We start from the raw sequence: 18,058 nt of genomic DNA on the forward strand, positions 1-18,058 counted from the left end.
ATAAAGGTTCAGGTACGGGGGGCGTTGGCCCCCTTTGCCCATGATGTCGGGGCAGCGAGCCCCATTTCTCTGATGGATCAACCAATTTATGAGCGAACTCAAACGGCAGGAGCAATCGGTGGATGAAGCCACTGTGCTGGAGTACCTGGCCCGTTATCCCGAGTTTTTCCAACGCCATGCCGCCGTGCTGGACCGGATCCGCATTCCCCATGAACGCAAAGGGTCGGTCTCGCTGGTCGAGCGCCAGCTGGAGCGTCAGCGCGAGCGGATCGAACAGCTGGAGCAGGAGATCACCGAATTGATGGGGATCGCCAGCGAAAACGAGCGGATCTTCCGGGTCTATGCCGATCTCTACGGCGAGCTGTACGGCTGCCAGACCCTGTTCGAGGTAAGTGCCGTGATGGGCAAGGCCTTTGTCCAGCGGCTGCGCCTGACCGGGCTGCGGCTCTGGCTCAATCCCAAGAAGTTTGCCCTGAGCGGGCCCGAGCAGCGCTTTCTGGCGCAGGGCAAGCAGCTCGAATCCCTGCTGGGTCAGCGTCTGCCGGGGCAGGATTACTACTTTGGCCGCCTGAGCCAGAGCGAGAAGCAGGCACTGTTTGGCCATGATGTGCTGGTCAACTCGGTGGCTCTGATGCGGCTCGGTGATCTCGGTGTGCTGGCCTTCGCCAGCTCGGATCCGGGCCACTTTACTCCCCATAACGACACCCTGCTGCTGGGCCAACTGGGGCGCCTGCTGCAACTGCGTCTGCCCGAGTTGACTCATGGCTAGAACACCCGCCAAAGCTCCCGTCGTCGCACCGCCACTGCCTGCGGTACTGGCGGACGAACTGGCGGCCTTTATCGAATACCTGAGGGTCGAGCGTCAGCTCAGCCCTCATACTCGCAATAACTATCAAGCCCATCTGGAGGCGATGACCGCCGAGCTGGTGGCCCTCGGGCTCACTGACTGGGGTCGGCTTGAGGCGAGTCAGGTGCGCACTCTGGTGACCCGGATGCACAAGGCGGGCCTTGCTCCTCGTTCCCTTTCCACCAAGGTCTCTGCCCTGCGCAGCTTTTGCGACTGGCAGGTGCGGCAGGGTCGGCTGACCGCCAATCCGGCCCGTGGCATCGTCACCCCCAAACAGGGGCGGCCGCTGCCGAAAAACCTCGATGTGGACGAGATGCACCAGTTGCTCAACATCACCGACGAGCAGGATCCGCTGGCGGTGCGGGATCGCGCCATCATGGAGCTGATGTACTCTTCAGGGCTGCGTCTGGCCGAGCTGGTGGGGATCAATCTGGTGGATCTGAAGCTCGACGACCGCCAGCTCAAGGTGACCGGCAAGGGCTCGCGGGAGCGGGTGCTGCCCATCGGCCGGATGGCGGTCGAGTGGCTGCAGAAGTGGCTCAAGGTGCGCCCGCTGCTGGCTGGGGATGAGAGCGAGGCGCTGTTTGTCTCCAGTCGCAAGCAGCGGCTGTCGGCCCGCTCGGTGCAGGCCCGCCTTGATGGCTGGGGCAACAAGCAGGCGCTCAACGCCCACGTCCATCCCCACAAGCTGCGCCACAGCTTCGCCACCCATATGCTGGAGTCTTCCGGCGATCTGCGGGCGGTGCAGGAGCTGCTGGGACATGCCGACCTATCCACCACCCAGATCTATACCCACCTCGACTTCCAGCATCTGGCCAAGGTTTACGACAGCGCCCACCCCAGGGCCAAGCGTGACCCGGATGCGCAGGATGATGAATAACGGGCCCTGAGCCCCGTTGCAGAGGAGAGTCCATGCACTTCTATCGCCGCTGGCAGCCGGTTGCTGCCATCTCGTTTGACCTCGATGACACCCTCTATGACAACGGCCCCGCCATCGTGCGCGCCGAGCAGTGGATGCTGAGCCATCTGCGCAGCGAATATCTGGCGACAGCCATGCTCGACAAGCCACGCTGGCTGGATCTCAAACGCGCGGTGCTGATGGCCAGGCCCGAGCTGCGCCACGATGTCAGTCTGGCGCGCCAGCAGACCATCCGCGCCGCCATGGTCGAGGGGGGGATGGCCGACCAGCAGGCCAGCCGCGAGGCGGAGCAGGTCTTTGCTGCGTTTCTGGCAGAGCGCTCGAAGATAGAGGTGAGCGAGTCCACTCATCAGCTGCTGGCCAGACTGGCTGAACGCTATCCGCTGGTGGTGATCACCAACGGCAATCTGGATCTGGCGCAGGCAGGGCTGGATTGCTACTTCACGCTGGTCTGCAAGGCGGGGGCGGGCGCCAGAATGAAACCGGCACCGGATATGTTTGAGCAGACCCGCAGCACCCTCAAGTTGCCAGCGGGGCGGATCCTCCATGTGGGGGATCATCCCGAGACCGATGTGCTGGGAGCTCGCCTCCACGGTTTTCGCGCCGCCTGGCTCAACGAGCGGCAGCAACCGTGGCAACAGCTGCAACTGTTGCCGGACGTGGAGCTGACGGCACTGGAGGAGCTGGCTGAGCTGATCCTCTGATGGCGCTGGCGGGTGCCCGGCTCAGGCGGTAATGGCTGTCAGCGAATAGCGATATATGGCAAGGGGTTACGCCCGCTATTTGCGACAAACCAACCCGAGCAGGGTGTAGCGATCGCGCTGGTTGACGCGGCAGTAACTGATGCCGACGGGCAGCGCCTGCTGCAGGGTGATGGCGCTGTTCTGATAGCGGCAGACCAGATAGAGGGGGCGCAGGCTGCTATCGAGCTGGCTCCAGTAGTGGATCTCGTCGCTGTCGCCGTTATCCGGTTTGAGCTGGACCCGCTCATCGGGATTTCCGTCAAACAGGGAGAGACGATCCAGCCGATGGGTGAGGCGCTCGCCAGGTTTGCCGTTGTCGTTGCGGGTCACGGCCTGCCAGCCCTGCTGCGGGGTCAGCAGCTGCTGGCGAGCCTCGATGGTGGCAGGACAATCAAATTGCAGGCTGGCGGCAAGGGCCAGGGTTGTCAGTAACATGGCTGCTGTTTTCTCTTCACGTCCTCAACAAGATGCCATGCTACGTCATCTGCCCCCGAACAGCTTCATCAGTTTATCAAGCAGATCAAGCTGTTGTGGTGGCCGTTTCATTGACTCTGCCTCTCGTTCCAGCAGTGCCTGTTGCTCCTGCTGACGGTCACTCAGTACTCGATAGAGGGGCTCGACCAGTGACTCGCGCTGGGCGACCAGCTCCTGGAACATGCTCTGATTGATGCGATAGGTTTCGACGGTGGCCACCGCCCGCACGGTGAAGGTACTGGGTTCGCCGGTGAGCAGGCTCAGTTCCCCGAAGAAGTCACCTGCGCCGAGAGTGCCCAGTTTCAACTCTTTCCCTTCCAGATTAATCAGCATCTCGGCTTCACCTTTGACCAGTACGAACAGCCAGCTGGAGACCTCACCCTGCTCCAGCATGATGTCACCGCTGACAAAGGGGGCAAACTTCACCTGGTCCGCCAGTCTGATCAGCTCATCCTCCTGCAACATGGCAAACAGCGGCAGCTTGCGCAGGGTATCGGTTCGTTCGGCGGTGTGGCGCTTGTGGCGGGCATCCAGGTGTTGCTTCTCCTTGGCCATAAAGACATTGAAGATCGGTGGGGTAAGACGGCGATCGTTGCGACGCAGGGCGGCATCGATCAGGCTGCGTACCATGGAGTCGGTCGGATCGTCGCGAGCCAGATCGGTCAGCCAGTAGCGCACCGCATAACGGGCAATCCCCCCCTCGACATTCATCAGCAGGCAATCCGGTTGCGGATGCTTGGCGACGCAGGGGAGCTTGGTCTCTCGCAGGGATTTCTCGATCAGGGCGATGATCTGGGTCGGCAGGGTATCCAGGGTCAGATCGAACCAGACCCAGCGTCGCCACTGCAGCGGCTCGCCACGGCGACGCCCGAGCACGGTGAAGCGCTGTTTGAGCAGATGACTGTTGGGGATGACCACAGTTTCCCAGTTGCGGGTCTCGATGGTGGTGGCACGCCAGTTGATCTCCACTACCCGGCCCTGGGTGGTGTCCACTTGCAGCCAGTCCCCGATGGCGATGGAGTTGTCGAGCTGAATGGAGACCCCGGCCAGCAGATTGCCCAAAGTATCCTGCATGGCGAAGGCGATGACCGCGGTGATCACCGCCGAGGTGGTGACTATCTCCCCGAGCGCCATGCCGGAGGCGTAGAGGCGAAACAGACCCCAGCCGATATAGCCGATGGTGATGACGATGTCGGCGATGATCCGCGGGATGCGGATCTGGCAGAGGGGCAGAAGAAATTCGAACAGCAGTATCCCCCACACTTTTACCAATATCAGGCCGGCCAGCAGGGTGGAGATCTCGATCAGCAATTGATGGGGCAGAGGTAGTTTGAACCAGCCCCCTTCCAACTGGATCAGCAGGATCACGACAGTGCTTATCATCACGAAGCTGAGCTCGGAGAGCAGCTCTCGTCGTTGCCCGGGGCGGCGCCAGAAGTGAAGCAGCATCAGAGAGAGGGTGAGCAGGGTCCAGAACGGGTGTTCGCGGATCCATATCAGTGTGGGTAGCGCAGTGAGGTTGTCGCTGAACATGGCGGCCCCTTGTGATGGTTTTATTTCCAGCATAGCCGTTCCGGCACGGGGAAATGGTGCGTTGGGGCTGCAATTTATTTATCCTGTGCAGAACCGGGCAAAGGAGTGCGATTAAGTGAAATTTTCAAAGAAAATCATCTGTTTGATGGTTATGTTGCCATTGGCGGGCTGCGATCTGCTGGTCGACAAGTACCGGGTCGAATTCCGGGATGGGTCCTGGCGCGAGATCGTCATCACCCCCTTCTCCAGTGAGGCGCACTGGCGCGAGGGGTGTGCCACCGGTGAGGTGCTGAGCGATATGAAGGTACCCATCAAACGGGGTGACAAGATCAATGGCCGGGAGCAGTTGCTGATCGGAGGCGAGAAGTTCGAACTGGATGACAACAACCTCTACCGCAGCAACGGCATGGTGTTTGGTCACTCGCCTGACCATATCCAGCGTGGACTGAAGGGGATGGATATCTGCCGTACCCTGCGCCCCGAGCGGGGCGGATTACCCAAGCTCAAGGCGCGAGGATTTGGTGAATAAGCGTTAATGGCTATCTCTCTGACGGCGTCGGCAGGCGTCACCAAAGGCCTGGAAGATCTTGATGGAGTGAGGATTTTCGCTGGCTTTCCACTCCGGGTGCCACTGTACTGCCAGCAGGAAAGGGGAGAGGGTCGGGGCATGGATGGCCTCGACCAGCCCATCTTCGGCATGTGCCAGCGGCTCCAGGCCAGCACCAAGACGGTTTAGCCCCTGTCCATGCAGGGAGTTGACCGGTATCTGTTCAGCCCCCATCAGTTCGGCAAACCAGCTGCCTGGCAGCAGCTCAATCTGATGGCTTGGCCCATACTGTTCGTCGACCGGGTCGTCGGCATCTTCCCGATGATCGTCATAACCCGGTTCGGTGTAGACCTTCTGGTGGATATCGCCGCCCAGTGCCACGTTGATCTCCTGCATGCCGCGACAGATCCCGAGGATCGGCAAGCCACGGGCGAGCGCTCCCTTGATGAGGGGCAGATCGAACAGGTCGCGATCCCTGTCCTGCTGTTTCTCCGGGGTGAGGTTCTCCTGCCCGTAAAGCGCCGGATCGATGTTGGAGCCGGCGCCGCTCAGATAGATGCCGTCAGCCAGATCCAGATATTGCTCCAGATCGGCGGTGCCGCAGCAGGTGGGTACCAGCAGCGGGACGCAGCCGCTGATCTCTACCAGCGGCATGATGTATTTGTGGGTCATTACCTGATAGGCGTGGCCGTTACGGGGCTGGGCCCCCATGGTCATCAGCACGACGGGTTTACGGCTGGTGGCGAGTACGGAATTTGGCATAGGACACCCTGATTATCCCTGGCGTTAAAGTCTCATCCTGCACCTTGGGCAGACCCTTGCACATCGGCTGGGCAAGGGCATGCCTCAAGGCATGGTCATGGGATCCCGCGTCGTACCGGGTGGCAGAATCGTCAGTCATCTTGGGCAGCGACAGCCTGGATCCTCTCCCCAGTCTGCCAAGGCCGTTCAATATGTCAAACAAAATGATGCTGAATTGTTAACGATTTTGTTTGTGATGATTCTTGAGTGGCGATTTTACTGGAGAAACTGGATAGAGATGTACAGCAGGAGCACCATGGTGGTGGATATATTAAACGCGCAGGGTGGTGGAGGTGGGAAGGCGTAAATGCATCAAGATAAACACGCCTCCGCGAGGGGAGGCGTGCTTCGGGGATCACAACAGGTCTTCGATCTCGCCGCGCAGATACTGGTACATCTCGCGATAGGCAACCGGCGGCTTGTTTAGCTCCCGCTCCTTGTTGGCGTTGCGGATCAGCTGGCGCAGCTTCTGGCGATCCAGTTCGTGGAACTGGGACATCAGCTCGTTGAGGGCGCTGTCACCTTCGGTGATCAGGCGTTCGCGCCACTGCTCCAGGCGGTGCAGACGGGCATTCACGGTGGAGTGACGGTTCTTGATGATGGAGAGCGCTTCGGCAATCGGCTCGATATCGCGGCTGCGCATCAGGCGGCCGATGAACTGCAGATGGCGACGGAAGGACTCATCCTTCTTCGGCTTGAGCTTGCGACCCAGCTCGACAGCTTCTGCAAGCTCTTCATCCAACGGGATTTTTTCCAGCTCGCTGTGGCTGAGGGAGACGATCTCTTCCCCCATTTTCTGCAATGCTTCGGCATCGCGCTTGAGCTGGCTCTTACTGGGGCCCCAGTCTTCGAACTCGTTGTCGTCTTGATATTGACTCATCGGTCTCTTGATTCCTGTCATTCACGTTTGGTGGATATGTTACCAGCTTCTCCCGCTGGGCGCAGGGGTCTGATATGCTTACCCCCCTTTCCTTCTTTCATACAGATGTGAGTTATGGATCAGCAAGACCAAATCCGCCAGGATCAAGCCCATCTCGAGGCCGTGGTTGCCGAAGCCCTGGAGATAGCCAAAGGACTGGGCGCCTCGCTGGCCGAAGTCTCCATCAGCAAGCAGACCGGGTTGTCGGTGAACACCCGGGGTTGTGAACTGGAAAGCATTGAATTCAATAAGGATGGCGCCCTCGGCATCGCCGTCTATCGCGATGGTTGCAAGGGCTCTTCTTCGACCACCGATCTGAGCAAACCCGCCATTCGTGCCGCAGTTGAAGCGGCCATCGAGATTGCCCGCCACACCTCGGCCGATGATTGCGCCGGTCTGGCGGACGCCGAGCTGCTGGCCTGGGATGCCCCCGATCTGCAACTGTGTCACCAAATCGAGCTGGATCCCCGGCGCGGCATCGAGCTGGCCATCGAGTGCGAGCGGCTGGCGCTTGGTCGCGATGCCCGCATCAAGCACTCCGACGGTGCCGGTTTCTCCAGCCATCTCGGCATCAAGGTCTATGGCAACAGCCACGGCTTCGTCAAAGGCTACGCGGCGTCGCGCAACTCCCTGAGCTGTGTGCTGATCGGCGAGCAGGATGGCGACATGCAGCGTGATTACGGCTACTCCTCCAGCCGTACTCTCGACGGGCTCTGGAGCCCGCAGCGCATTGCGGACGAAGCCGTTGAGCGTACCGTCTCCCGCCTCGGCGCCCGCAAGATCTCCACCCGCCATGCGCCTGTGCTGTTCCACCCGGACACTGCCTCCGGCCTGTGGGGCCATTTGGTGATGGCCATCAGCGGGGGCAACCTCTATCGCAAGTCGAGCTTCCTGCTCGACAAATTGGGCAAGCAGATCCTGCCCGAGTGGCTCACCATTCAGGAGTTCCCCCACCTGCTGGGCGGGCTCGCCAGTACCCCGTTTGATGGGGAAGGGGTGCGTACCCGCGATATGGATATCATCCGTAACGGCGAGCTGATGAGCTGGCTGCTCACCTCCTACTCTGCGCGCAAGCTGGGGTTGACCACCACGGGGCATGCTGGAGGTATCCACAACTGGCAGGTTTCCAATACCGGCCAGGATTTTCAAGGCATGCTCAAAGAGATGGGCACCGGCCTGCTGGTGACCGAGCTGATGGGACAGGGGGTCAATATCGTCAATGGCGACTACTCCCGCGGCGCCGCCGGTTTCTGGGTCGAGAATGGCGAGATAGCCTATCCGGTCGAGGAGATCACCATCGCCGGCAATCTGGCCGAGATGTTCAGCCACATCGTGGCGGTGGGCCGTGACGAGGATGAGCGCTCCAGTCTCAAGACCGGCTCGGTGCTGGTAGAGAATATGAAGCTGGCGGGTCACTGATCGCCGCTGCAGCGAGATCGATATCCATAAAAAGAGGGCCGCAATCGTGGCCCTCTGTCTTATTTGCCTGGCGGATTAACCGGCCTTGACGCTGCGGCGACGCTGCAGCCAGACGATCACCCCGAACAGCAGGAAGCCCGGGATCCACATCCACTCCTTGGTCCAGCGCTCGGTCGGCGCCTTGACGGTGAGGATCTCCTGATCGAACTCCAGCCCCATGGTGGCGGCCGGGCTACCAAAGGCGACGTTGTCGATCAGCGTCTTGCCGTCCTGCTCATAGAGGCTGAGCCCCAGATTGGCCAGCCGCTCTTCGCCATTCGCCCCATCCGGTACGGCGACCAGCAGGGTGAACTTGCGTGGCTTGCCCACTGCATCTTCACCGAGGATCCGCAGCCGCAGGGTGCTCTCTGCTTCCACTTCACCCATGGTTTGGGCCAGCTGTGCAGGCGGGGTCTCGCGATAGGGGTCGTGCACCATGTCCATCCAGAAACCCGGGCGGAACAGGGTAAAGGCGACCAGCAACAGCAGCACGCTCTCGTACCAGCGGCTCTTCACCAGGAACCACCCCTGAGTGGCGGCGGCGAAGATCAGCATGGCGATGGTCGCCACGATGAAGATCAGCACGCCGTGGGCGAAGTCCACGTCGATCAGCAGCAGATCGGTGTTGAAGATAAACAGGAACGGCAGCGCTGCGGTACGCAGGCTGTAGTAGAAGGCGGTGATCCCGGTCTTGATGGGATCGCCCTTGGAGACAGCGGCTGCCGCGAAGGAGGCCAGCCCCACCGGTGGCGTCACATCCGCCATGATGCCGAAGTAGAAGACGAACAGGTGCACCGCGATCAGCGGCACGATCAGCCCGTTTTGCTGCCCCAGCGTCACCACCACCGGCGCCAGCAGGCTGGACACCACGATGTAGTTGGCAGTGGTCGGCAGCCCCATGCCGAGGATCAGGCTCAACAGGGCGGTGAGCAGCAGCATCAGCAGCAGGTTGCCCATGGAGAGGAACTCCACCAGATCCGCCAGCACCAGACCGACCCCGGTCTGGGAGACCGCACCCACGATAATCCCCGCGGTGGCGGTGGCAATGCCGATACCGATCATGTTGCGGGCACCGGCAACCAGCCCTTCCCGCAGATCCACCACGCCATCAGCGACCGTGCCGTAGTCGTGCTTGCCGTCCTTGCGCAGCCAGTTGAGCAGCGGGCGCTGGGTCAGCAGGATGATCACCAGCATCACGGTCCCCCAGAAGGCCGATAGCCCCGGCGAGAGGCGTTCCACCATCAGGCACCATACCAGTACTACCACCGGCAGCAGGAAGTGCAGGCCGGAGAGCAGCACGGCGCGGGTGTTGGGCAACTCGGTGAGCGGCTTGTCGGGATCTTCGGCAGGCAGTGGTTCATTGCTGGCGGCGATCTTCAACAGAGCCACATAGGTGGCAGCCAGCAGTACCGAGATCCCCGGCAGGGCGTAGTCACCCAGTGCAGGTTTGAGCCAGCCGAGGCCATAGTAGACCGCCAGTGACAGGCCGCTGATGAGGGCCGCGCCAAAGGCAAAACCGGTCAGGCGACGCAGCCAGGGTTTGGGTTGATGGTTGCCGATGGGCTGCATGCCCAGTTTCAGTGCCTCCAGATGGACGATGTAGAGCAGCGCTATGTAGGAGATGGCGGCAGGCAGGAATGCGTGCTTGATGATCTCCACATAGGGGATGCCCACGTATTCGACCATCAGGAAAGCCGCAGCCCCCATCACCGGCGGCATGATCTGGCCGTTGACCGAGGAGGCCACTTCCACCGCCCCCGCTTTCTCTGAACTGAAGCCCACCTTCTTCATCATCGGGATGGTGAAGGTGCCGGTGGTCACCACGTTGGCAATCGACGAGCCGGAAATCAGACCGGTGAGGCCGGAGGCGACCACTGCCGCCTTGGCCGGGCCGCCACGAAGGTGACCGAGCAGGCTGAAGGCGAGCTGGATAAAGTAGTGACCGGCACCGGCCCGCTCCAGCAGGGCGCCGAACAGCACGAACAGGAACACGAAGCTGGTGGAGACGCCAAGGGCGATGCCGAACACCCCTTCGGTAGTAATCCACTGGTGGTTGGCCAGCGCGGTAAAGCCTACTCCGCGGTGTGCCAGCAGGCCCGGCATCCAGGGGCCCGCCAGGCTGTAGACCAGAAAGACGATGGCGATGACCGCCAGTGCCGGCCCCAGGGCGCGGCGCGCCGCTTCCAGCAGCAGCGGAATGCCGATGCAGGCGGTCACCAGATCGGCGGTGGTGAGGGTGCCGGGACGCAGCGCCAGTGCTTCATACATCACAAACAGGTAAGACGCGGCGCCAGCAGCGATCAGGCCGAGGGCGATATCGCCGAGGGGAACCCGATCCCGCGGCGAGGAGCGAAATGCCGGGAACACCAGAAAAGCCAGCAACAGGGCAAAGGTGAGGTGAATGGAGCGGGTTTCGGTGTCATTGAGTACGCCAAACCCCACCATGAAGGGGAGTGGCGAGGCGATCCAGAGCTGGAACAGGGACCAGGCCAGCGCCAGTGCTGTGATGAGCCAGCCCATGATGCCCAGCGGCAGGCGAGCGCCCACATCTTGGGCGATCAGTTCCTCGGTAGAGAGTTGTTTATCTTGCATAGGGTTAACTTGTGCCAACGAGTACAACAAGAGCGACACCCGCCCCCGCAATCAGGCGGCAGACGGGTGTCGAAGAGAGTGACAAAGGCCCCGGGGCCTTTAATCAGAGCCAGCCGCGCTCTTTGTAGTAGCGGGCAGCCCCTTCATGCAGCGGTGCAGAGAGACCCACCTTGATCATGTCGGCCTCTTTCAGGTCGGCAAAGGCAGGGTGCAGGCGCTTGAAGCGATCTAGGTTGTCGAACACCGACTTGACCAGCTGATAGACCACTTCCGGATCGGTTTTGGCGCTGGTGGAGAGCACCGCTTTTCCACCGATGGAGGGGGTCGGCTTGTCGCTGCCCTTGTAGATGCCGCCCGGGATCTCGGCCTTGCTGTAGTAGCTCTTCTCGGCCAGCAGCTTGTCGATGTCGGCGCCGGTCACAGGTACCAGTACTGCATCTGTGGTGGTGGAGGCTTCCTGAATGGCGCCGTTCGGGTGACCGACGAAGTAGCTCATGGCGTCGATGTTGTTGTCACCGAGGGCGGAGGCCTGTTCGGCCGGCTTCAGCTCGGAGACCAGACCGAAGTCACCCTTCTTCCAGCCTTTGACCGCCATGATCTCTTCCATGGTGTCACGTTGGCCGGAGCCCGGGTTGCCGATGTTGACGCGCTTGCCTTTCAGGTCGTCGAAGCTGGCGATCTTGGCATCGCGGCGAGCCAGGATGGTGAACACCTCGCTCTGCAGGGAGAAGACGGCGCGCATATCGTCCATGGCCCCTTCGGCCTGGAACGGTGGCAGCCCCTTCATCGCCTTGAACTGGTGGTCGGATTGCATGATGCCGAAGTTGAATTCACCGCTGCGGATGCCGTTGACGTTGGCAACACCACCGCCACTGGCCGGGGCGTTGCACTTGATCTGGTGATCGGCGGCGCCGCGATTGAGGAAGCGGCAGATGGACTGGCCAGCGACATAGTAGACGCCGGTCTGACCGCCGGTGCCTATGGTCACGAAGCGCTCCTGCGCTTGTACCGGACCACCGAATGAGACACCGACCAGAGCCGCCGACAGGGCGCATGCCAAAGTTAATCCTTTCATTTTTTCTCCCTTTTCTTTGATTTTGTTTATCCGATCCCCGGATAAATTGATGGCAATCCCGTTCTGCGCCGGGCTTGCCCGCTCTTCTCGTTGCGCGAAAGCGGGGGAGTTGATCACCCCCTTTCCGGCAGTCACCCTCATCCTGTGGTGAGGCTACCGACCTCCTGTCGGTCGAAGATAAATTGGCCCCTGAGGGGCCAAATAAAAAGTTGCAAGCACTCCGATTAAGCACATTCACCCAACATAAATCAAACGAAATGGCAAAACAGCGGAGTTAAATCTTGAGAAACATGACCTCGATCATTCATTTTCTTGCCGAAGATTAATTTGATATGGAGGGAAATGGAAGAGGGAAAAACTACGAGAGGATTCTTATGCGGCCCTTGAATGACAAGGGCCGGAGTCATGAGAGATCAGTTGGCCGGGGTGGCCAGATCCAGGATAAAGGCGTATTCCAGCGCGATATCCTCGTAGGCTTTGAAGCGGCCCGACTTGCCACCGTGGCCGGCATCCATGTCGGTATTCAGTAACAACTTGTTATCATCCGTCTTCAGCTCACGCAGCTTGGCAACCCACTTGGCGGGCTCCCAATACTGCACTTGGGAGTCGTGCAGCCCGGTAGTGACCAGCAGGTTGGGGTAGGCTTGCGCCTTGACCTGATCGTAGGGGCTGTAGCTCTTCATGTAGTCGTAGTAGCGCTTCTGGTTCGGGTTGCCCCACTCGTCATACTCCCCGGTGGTGAGGGGGATCGACTCGTCCAGCATGGTGGTGACCACATCGACGAACGGCACCTGCGCCACCACGCCGCGATAGAGTTCGGGCGCCTGATTGATGACGGCCCCCATCAGCAGACCACCGGCGCTGCCGCCCATGGCGTAGACCTGATCCCTGGCACCGTAGCCTTGCTCCACCAGCGCCTTGGTGACATCGATGAAGTCATTGAATGTGTTCTGCTTTTTCAGCAACTTGCCATCTTCGTACCAGTGACGGCCCAGCTCTTCGCCACCCCGGATATGGGCGATGGCGTAGACGAAGCCTCTGTCCAGCAGGCTCAGGCGCGAGCTGCTGAAATCGGGATCCATACTGGCGCCGTAGGATCCATAGCCATAGACCAGCAGCGGATTCTTGGGCGCATCGGCCTGCTCTTTCTTGAACTTGTCCTTGCGATAGACCAGCGACACCGGCACCGATACACCGTCGCGGGCGGTCACCCAGAGCCGCTCGCTGGCGTACTGGTCGGCCTTGAAGCCGGCCACCGGCTGCTGCTTGAGCAGGGTGCGCTTGCCGCTCGCCATATCCAGCTCATAGGTGGAGGCGGGGGTGGTCATGGAGGAGTAGCCATAACGCAGGGCGCTGGTATCCGGCTCCGGGTTGTAGGCGAGCCAGGTGACATAGGCGGGATCATCGAAGGCGATCTCCTTCTCGTCACCGCTCTGCCAGTTGATCTGGCGCAGTCGGGTCAGCCCCTTGTTGCGCTCTTCCAGTACCAGCCAATCCTTGAACAGGGCGTAGCTCTCCAGCAGTACCTCCGGATTGGGGGCAATCACCGCCTTCCAGCGATCGACCGGGCTCTCCTTGGTCTCGTAGAGGCCGAAGTTCTTGCCATCCTTGTTGGAACGCACATAGAAGCGGCCGCGGTAGTGATCCAGGCTGTATTCGTGATCCACCTGACGGGGCAGGAACAGGCGGGGGGCGTGCTCCGGCTGGTTGGCATCGATCAGCCGCGCTTCGCCGGTGGTGGTGCTGGAGAGGGCGATAACGATGAAATCTTCCGAGGTGGTGGCGTAGAGGCTGATGTAGAAGGAGTCATCCTTCTCCTCGTAGACCAGCTTGTCCGTGGCCGGATCCGTCCCGAGCGTATGGCGATAGACCTGATAGGGAAGCAGGGTCTGCGGGTGCTTGCGCACATAGAAGACGGTCTTGTTGTCGTTGGCCCACACCAGATTGCCGGAGGTATTTTCCAGTTTGTCGGTGGCCCACTGGCCGCTCTCCAGATCGAGGAACTGGATTTGGTACTGACGACGGGAGAGGAAATCTTCCGCCACCGCCAGCCAGCGGTTGTTGCGGCTCACCTCAAGGGCGCCGAGGGCATAGAACTCGTGCCCTTCTGCCCGCTGGTTGCTGTCGAGCAACAGACTCGCCTGCTCTTCACCGAGCTTGGTGCGCGAGTAGATCCCGTACTCCTTGCCCGGCTCATAGCGGGTCTGGTAGCGGTAGCCATTCTTCACATAGGGTACCGACTCATCCTGCTGGGGGATGCGGGCGACCATCTCTTTGTAAAGCTGTTCGCGCAGGGGCTGGGTCGGCTTGAGCATGGCCTCGGTATAGGCGTTCTCGGCCTTGAGATAGTCCAACACCTCGGGCTTCTGCCGCTCGTCGTCACGCAGCCAGTAGTAGTTGTCGATGCGGGTATCCCCGTGTTTTTTCAGAGTGCGGGGATGTTTGGCGGCCACGGGCGGCTGGATTGGATGTTCGCTTGTCAGCATGGCGGGCTCTTCATTGGCATAAGTGGGGGGGAGAACTGTCAGAAAGGCTAGCAGCAGAACTCCTCGGGAAAAGGTAAACATGTCGCATCCTTGGCGCTGGAAAGGGTTGGTAGACCTGAGCATCGGCTCCATGAATTGGCGTTAAATCTGCCCCTTGTTGCCGGTGGTTGCAAGCAATCCCTTGTTATTGCAGGAAATGTAATCAAAAAAAGCCGCTATCTCGCGATAGCGGCCCTCTTTCTGGCCATGAGCGGCAAGAGTCCGCTCAGGTGTGCCTCACATGATATGGGAGTGCCGGTTCATGGCCAGTTGTCGTCAGCCGGGGTAGCTCGACCAGCGGTTGGTCGCGCCCTCGTTGCTGATACTCAGTACCTCATAGGGATGGCCCGGAATATCCATGCCCGGTGCACTCTGGGGCATGCCCGGAATGGTCAGGCCACGGATCGCCGGTTTTTCCCTGAGCAGCTTTTGTACATCGGCGGCCGGGACATGCCCCTCGATCACATAGCCATTTACGATACCGGTATGGCAAGAGGCCAGTTCCGGCGCGATACCGTATTGCTGCTTCACTGCGCCGAGCTGTTCGGTTTCGATAACGTCCAGTTCGAAGCCATTCTGCTCCATGTGCTCGTTCCAGCTTTGGCAGCAACCACAATATTTGGATTTGTAGACGGTCATCTTCTCGGCCGCGAGAGCCGAAAAGCTAACGGTACCGGCCAGCATGGCCAGTAACAGGGGTTTGTACATCACTCACCTCAGATTGAAAGAAAAGATGCCCGATACGGGATGCGTTTCAGATCTGGATGCGTGGGGGACGTTCGAGCCGCTCGCACGGGGCGTCCGGCATAAAGAGAGAGGGGGAGGCGAAGTCGGGGGTATCCGGTTCCAGCACGGCGACCGTCAGGCTGTCGCTGCCTACCAGCGTCATCGAGAGGGCGGTGGTAAAGCTGCCGCAGGGCATCGCTTTTTCCAGGGTGCGCTCGCTCTGGCTGCAGTGGGTAGTCAGGGTACAGAGGTCGGTTGCGGCCCGGCTGCCAAACGACATCAACACCAGCACCAGACTCCACAGGGGGAGCCAGCGACGGGCGTGAGCGAGTTGGCGACGGGTGAGAACCATGGAATGACTCGAAAATAACAAGGGGCACATGGTAACCCTGTGCCCCGGGGGAGGGTCAAGCCCTCCCCATGGTGTCAGTCAGCCAGGATTAAGGTTGCTGACGGGTCGCCGCCAGCACGATCTCGCGCACGCAGACGTTGGCAGGCTGGTTCCAGGCGTAGAGCACGGCATCGGCGATCACTTCTGGCGCAATGACGCCACCCATCTGATCTTTCCAGTCGTGGTAACCGGCCTTGATGCTCTCGTCAGTGGTATGGCTGAGCAGCTCGGTCTCGACCGCACCCGGGGCGATGGTCACCATCCGCACGCCGACATCGGCCACCTCTTCCCGGATGTTTTCGGTCAGGGCGTGCACGGCGAACTTGGTGGCACAGTAGGCAGCATGGTTCGGGAAGGTCTTGCGACCGGCGATGGAGCTGATGTTGATGATGGTGCCGCTGCGGCGCTCCTTCATGCCTGCCAGCACTGCGTGGACGCCGTTCAGCACCCCCATCACGTTGATGTTGAGCATCTGCTGCCATTCGGCGGGATTCTGCACATCGGCCTGACCAAGCAGCATGACACCGGCGTTGTTGACCATGCAGCCGACCGGGCCAAATTTGGCTTCTGCCTGCTGGACGGCGGCCTTCATGGCGGCGGTGTCGGTCACATCGACCCCGATGCAGAGGGTATCGGGCAGGTTCAGTGCCTGCATCGGCTCGACCCGGCGGGCCAGCAGCAGCAGCGGATGACCGGCGGCAGAGAAGGCACGGGCGATGGCGGCACCGATCCCGGCGGAGGCACCGGTGATCACGACGAGAGATTTGGACATGGGTCTTTCCTTCTGATTCAAGAGTCGGTTTGAGCAAACAGGTGGCTGGCCAGCACGGAACCCAATCACTATAGTCACTGCATCTATAAGTGATAAATATTGTTTTCCGCTGGTTATCATCTGAAAAAACTATGGTTGGTTTATGCTGGACTTGAGATTGCTGCGTTTCTTCATCGCCATTTATGAAGAGAAGAACATCACGGCGGCGGCCGAGCGTTGCCACGTCAGCCAGCCCTCCCTCTCGGCGGGACTGCGCCAGCTGGAAGAGGCGCTCGGTGACAGCCTGTTTGTCCGGGGCAAGAAGGGGGTGGTGGCGAAAGATCCGGCCCACTATCTCTATCCCCACGCGGTCAAGCTGGTGGAGGAGGCGCGCCGTCTGCCGGAGCTGTTTCGCCAGAAAGCGACGCGTGCGAGGCTCAATATCGCCATCATGCCGGACTTGAGTCGCCGTCGGGTGGCCGGGCTGTTGCAGCAAGTACAGAGTGTGCTGCCGCAGCTGGATCTCACCCTCTCCGACTACACTACGCCCGCCGACTGCCGCTTGACGCTGGATGCCTTGCGCCGGGAGGACGAGATCTTTCTGCCGCTCTGGGAGGAGGATTACGTGCTCTGCGTGCCGGTCGACCATCCCCTTGCCAGTCGCGAAAGGATCGAGCTGGCCGAGCTGCAACATTATGATTTTATTGAGTGCCCGCCCTGCGAAGCCCATCAGCAGACTATCGGCCTGCTGGCCTGTGACCGGCTTACCCTCAATCTGGTGGCCAAGGCCGAGAGCAAGGGGCTGGTGATGGCGCTGGTGCTGGCGGGGGTCGGCATCAGTTTTCTGCCGGACGGGCTGGTCGAGGATGAGGCGGGGCTCTGTACCCTGCCGGTGAGCGGGCCGCGGATGTTTCGCCGGATCGGGCTCTGCTATCCCGCCCACCAGACCCTCAATCCGGCGCTGCGGGAGCTGATCCCCGAGTTGGCAGGCTATGGCGCTTCCTGATAAGGTCGCTCTCCTGTGCACCTTTACGATGCAGCTCCCCAGACTCCCCTTTTCTGTTTACCTCGCCTTGCACCGCAAGGCTTTGTTCGGGTGATGTGGTCATGAAACGCATTCTGGTTATTTTTTCCCATCCCGCGCTGCAGAGCTCGCGGGCCAACAAGCAGCTGTTGCAGGCGATTGAGGGGCTGGAGGGGGTCACGGTTCACGACCTCTATCAGCACTATCCCGACATGTTCATCGATGTGAAGCGGGAGCAGGCGCTGCTCTGTGAGCACGACATCATCGTCTTTCAGCACCCGTTTTACTGGTACTCCTGCCCGGCCATCATGAAAGAGTGGATGGATCTGGTATTGGAGTATGGCTACGCCTACGGCCCCGAAGCCCACGCCCTCAAGGGCAAGCAGTGGCTGAGCGCCATCACCACCGGCGGGGCGCCGGAGTCCTACTGCAGCGAGGGTTACAACAGCCGACCGCTGCTCGATTTTCTGCTGCCATTTCAGCAGGCGGCCACCTTGTGCGGCATGAACTGGCTGCCCCCTTTCGTGCTGCACTCCTTTCACAAGATCAAGGATCCCGCCGCCCTGCGCCGCTGCGGTCAGGATTATCGTCAGCTGCTTTGCGCCCTGCGTGACGATCAGCTGACCCCGGAGCAATTGGCCGGGCAACCTTATCTGCGCGACTTGCTGGAGGTGCTCTGATGAAACACGGGCAGCTTGTTGGCCGAGCTTATGAGCCGGATCTGATGTTCACA

General features: G+C 60.6%; 17 protein-coding genes. 7 read left to right on the forward strand and 10 right to left on the reverse strand.

Annotated features, from left to right (window positions below):
* The first annotated feature begins 88 nt into the window (after positions 1-88).
* Genes G5533_RS09705 through G5533_RS09715 form a run of 3 tightly spaced genes read left to right on the forward strand, consistent with a single transcriptional unit; the run spans position 89 to position 2,470 of the window.
* On the forward strand, positions 89-769 hold the full coding sequence (locus G5533_RS09705) for a DUF484 family protein (protein WP_005336370.1): 681 nt from the start codon (positions 89-91) through the stop codon (positions 767-769).
* The gene (xerC, locus tag G5533_RS09710) at positions 762-1,727 is read left to right on the forward strand and encodes a tyrosine recombinase XerC (RefSeq protein WP_441254738.1); all 966 of its coding nucleotides are present in this window, start codon (positions 762-764) and stop codon (positions 1,725-1,727) included. Before G5533_RS09705 ends, xerC begins: the two co-directional genes overlap by 8 nt.
* Positions 1,728-1,759: 32 nt before the next feature.
* Positions 1,760-2,470 carry an HAD-IA family hydrolase gene (locus G5533_RS09715; RefSeq protein ID WP_441254739.1) on the forward strand — a complete coding sequence of 237 codons (711 nt, stop codon included), beginning with the start codon at positions 1,760-1,762 and terminating at the stop codon, positions 2,468-2,470.
* A gap of 75 nt (positions 2,471-2,545) precedes the next feature.
* On the opposite strand, the gene G5533_RS09720 is transcribed toward G5533_RS09715, so the two are convergent.
* Positions 2,546-2,944, reverse strand: coding sequence for an STY0301 family protein (locus tag G5533_RS09720; RefSeq protein WP_421249441.1), 399 nt, complete (start codon positions 2,942-2,944; stop codon positions 2,546-2,548).
* Positions 2,945-2,989: 45 nt separating this feature from the next.
* Positions 2,990-4,516 carry a mechanosensitive ion channel domain-containing protein gene (locus tag G5533_RS09725; RefSeq protein WP_416034968.1) on the reverse strand — a complete coding sequence of 509 codons (1,527 nt, stop codon included), beginning with the start codon at positions 4,514-4,516 and terminating at the stop codon, positions 2,990-2,992.
* Between the two features lie 145 nt (positions 4,517-4,661).
* Between G5533_RS09725 and G5533_RS09730 the strand changes: the two genes are divergently transcribed.
* Positions 4,662-5,045, forward strand: coding sequence for a hypothetical protein (locus G5533_RS09730; protein ID WP_041234382.1), 384 nt, complete (start codon positions 4,662-4,664; stop codon positions 5,043-5,045).
* Between the two features lie 3 nt (positions 5,046-5,048).
* Here G5533_RS09730 and G5533_RS09735 read toward each other — a convergent pair whose 3' ends face one another.
* Complete coding sequence (locus G5533_RS09735) at positions 5,049-5,825, reverse strand: gamma-glutamyl-gamma-aminobutyrate hydrolase family protein (protein WP_005342837.1); 777 nt, start codon at positions 5,823-5,825, stop codon at positions 5,049-5,051.
* Between the two features lie 394 nt (positions 5,826-6,219).
* A complete protein-coding gene (gene yjgA, locus G5533_RS09740; RefSeq protein WP_019444852.1) occupies positions 6,220-6,744 on the reverse strand; it encodes a ribosome biogenesis factor YjgA in 525 nt (174 codons plus the stop codon).
* 114 nt (positions 6,745-6,858) lie between these two features.
* Between yjgA and pmbA the strand changes: the two genes are divergently transcribed.
* Positions 6,859-8,202: a metalloprotease PmbA gene (gene pmbA / locus G5533_RS09745; RefSeq protein WP_337073099.1), complete on the forward strand. Its 1,344-nt coding sequence runs from the start codon at positions 6,859-6,861 to the stop codon at positions 8,200-8,202.
* A gap of 75 nt (positions 8,203-8,277) precedes the next feature.
* Here pmbA and G5533_RS09750 read toward each other — a convergent pair whose 3' ends face one another.
* The 6 genes from G5533_RS09750 to G5533_RS09775 all read right to left on the reverse strand — a co-directional run bounded on the left by G5533_RS09750 (position 8,278) and on the right by G5533_RS09775 (position 16,322).
* Positions 8,278-10,833, reverse strand: coding sequence for a TRAP transporter permease (locus tag G5533_RS09750; RefSeq protein ID WP_151287165.1), 2,556 nt, complete (start codon positions 10,831-10,833; stop codon positions 8,278-8,280).
* A gap of 103 nt (positions 10,834-10,936) precedes the next feature.
* Entirely contained in the window at positions 10,937-11,908 is a 972-nt protein-coding gene (locus tag G5533_RS09755; protein ID WP_005339950.1) for a TAXI family TRAP transporter solute-binding subunit, read from the reverse strand.
* 413 nt (positions 11,909-12,321) lie between these two features.
* Positions 12,322-14,475, reverse strand: coding sequence for a S9 family peptidase (locus G5533_RS09760; protein ID WP_203119388.1), 2,154 nt, complete (start codon positions 14,473-14,475; stop codon positions 12,322-12,324).
* A gap of 234 nt (positions 14,476-14,709) precedes the next feature.
* Positions 14,710-15,141 (reverse strand): DUF411 domain-containing protein, encoded by a 432-nt coding sequence (locus tag G5533_RS09765; protein ID WP_005348551.1) that lies wholly within the window; start codon positions 15,139-15,141, stop codon positions 14,710-14,712.
* A 46-nt stretch (positions 15,142-15,187) separates the two neighbouring features.
* Positions 15,188-15,511, reverse strand: coding sequence for a hypothetical protein (locus tag G5533_RS09770; protein ID WP_005357652.1), 324 nt, complete (start codon positions 15,509-15,511; stop codon positions 15,188-15,190).
* A gap of 88 nt (positions 15,512-15,599) precedes the next feature.
* Entirely contained in the window at positions 15,600-16,322 is a 723-nt protein-coding gene (locus tag G5533_RS09775) for an SDR family oxidoreductase (protein ID WP_064337502.1), read from the reverse strand.
* Between the two features lie 142 nt (positions 16,323-16,464).
* Here G5533_RS09775 and G5533_RS09780 point away from each other — a divergent pair, with 142 nt between their 5' ends.
* Together G5533_RS09780 and kefF are read left to right on the forward strand one after the other, a co-directional pair.
* Entirely contained in the window at positions 16,465-17,307 is an 843-nt protein-coding gene (locus tag G5533_RS09780; protein ID WP_236302354.1) for a LysR family transcriptional regulator, read from the forward strand.
* 101 nt (positions 17,308-17,408) lie between these two features.
* On the forward strand, positions 17,409-18,005 hold the full coding sequence (gene kefF / locus G5533_RS09785; protein WP_149153744.1) for a glutathione-regulated potassium-efflux system oxidoreductase KefF: 597 nt from the start codon (positions 17,409-17,411) through the stop codon (positions 18,003-18,005).
* Positions 18,006-18,058 lie beyond the last annotated feature (53 nt).

The organism is Aeromonas sp. A600620, from assembly GCF_029479985.1.
In the GTDB taxonomy this organism is placed as follows: domain Bacteria; phylum Pseudomonadota; class Gammaproteobacteria; order Enterobacterales; family Aeromonadaceae; genus Aeromonas; species Aeromonas veronii_A.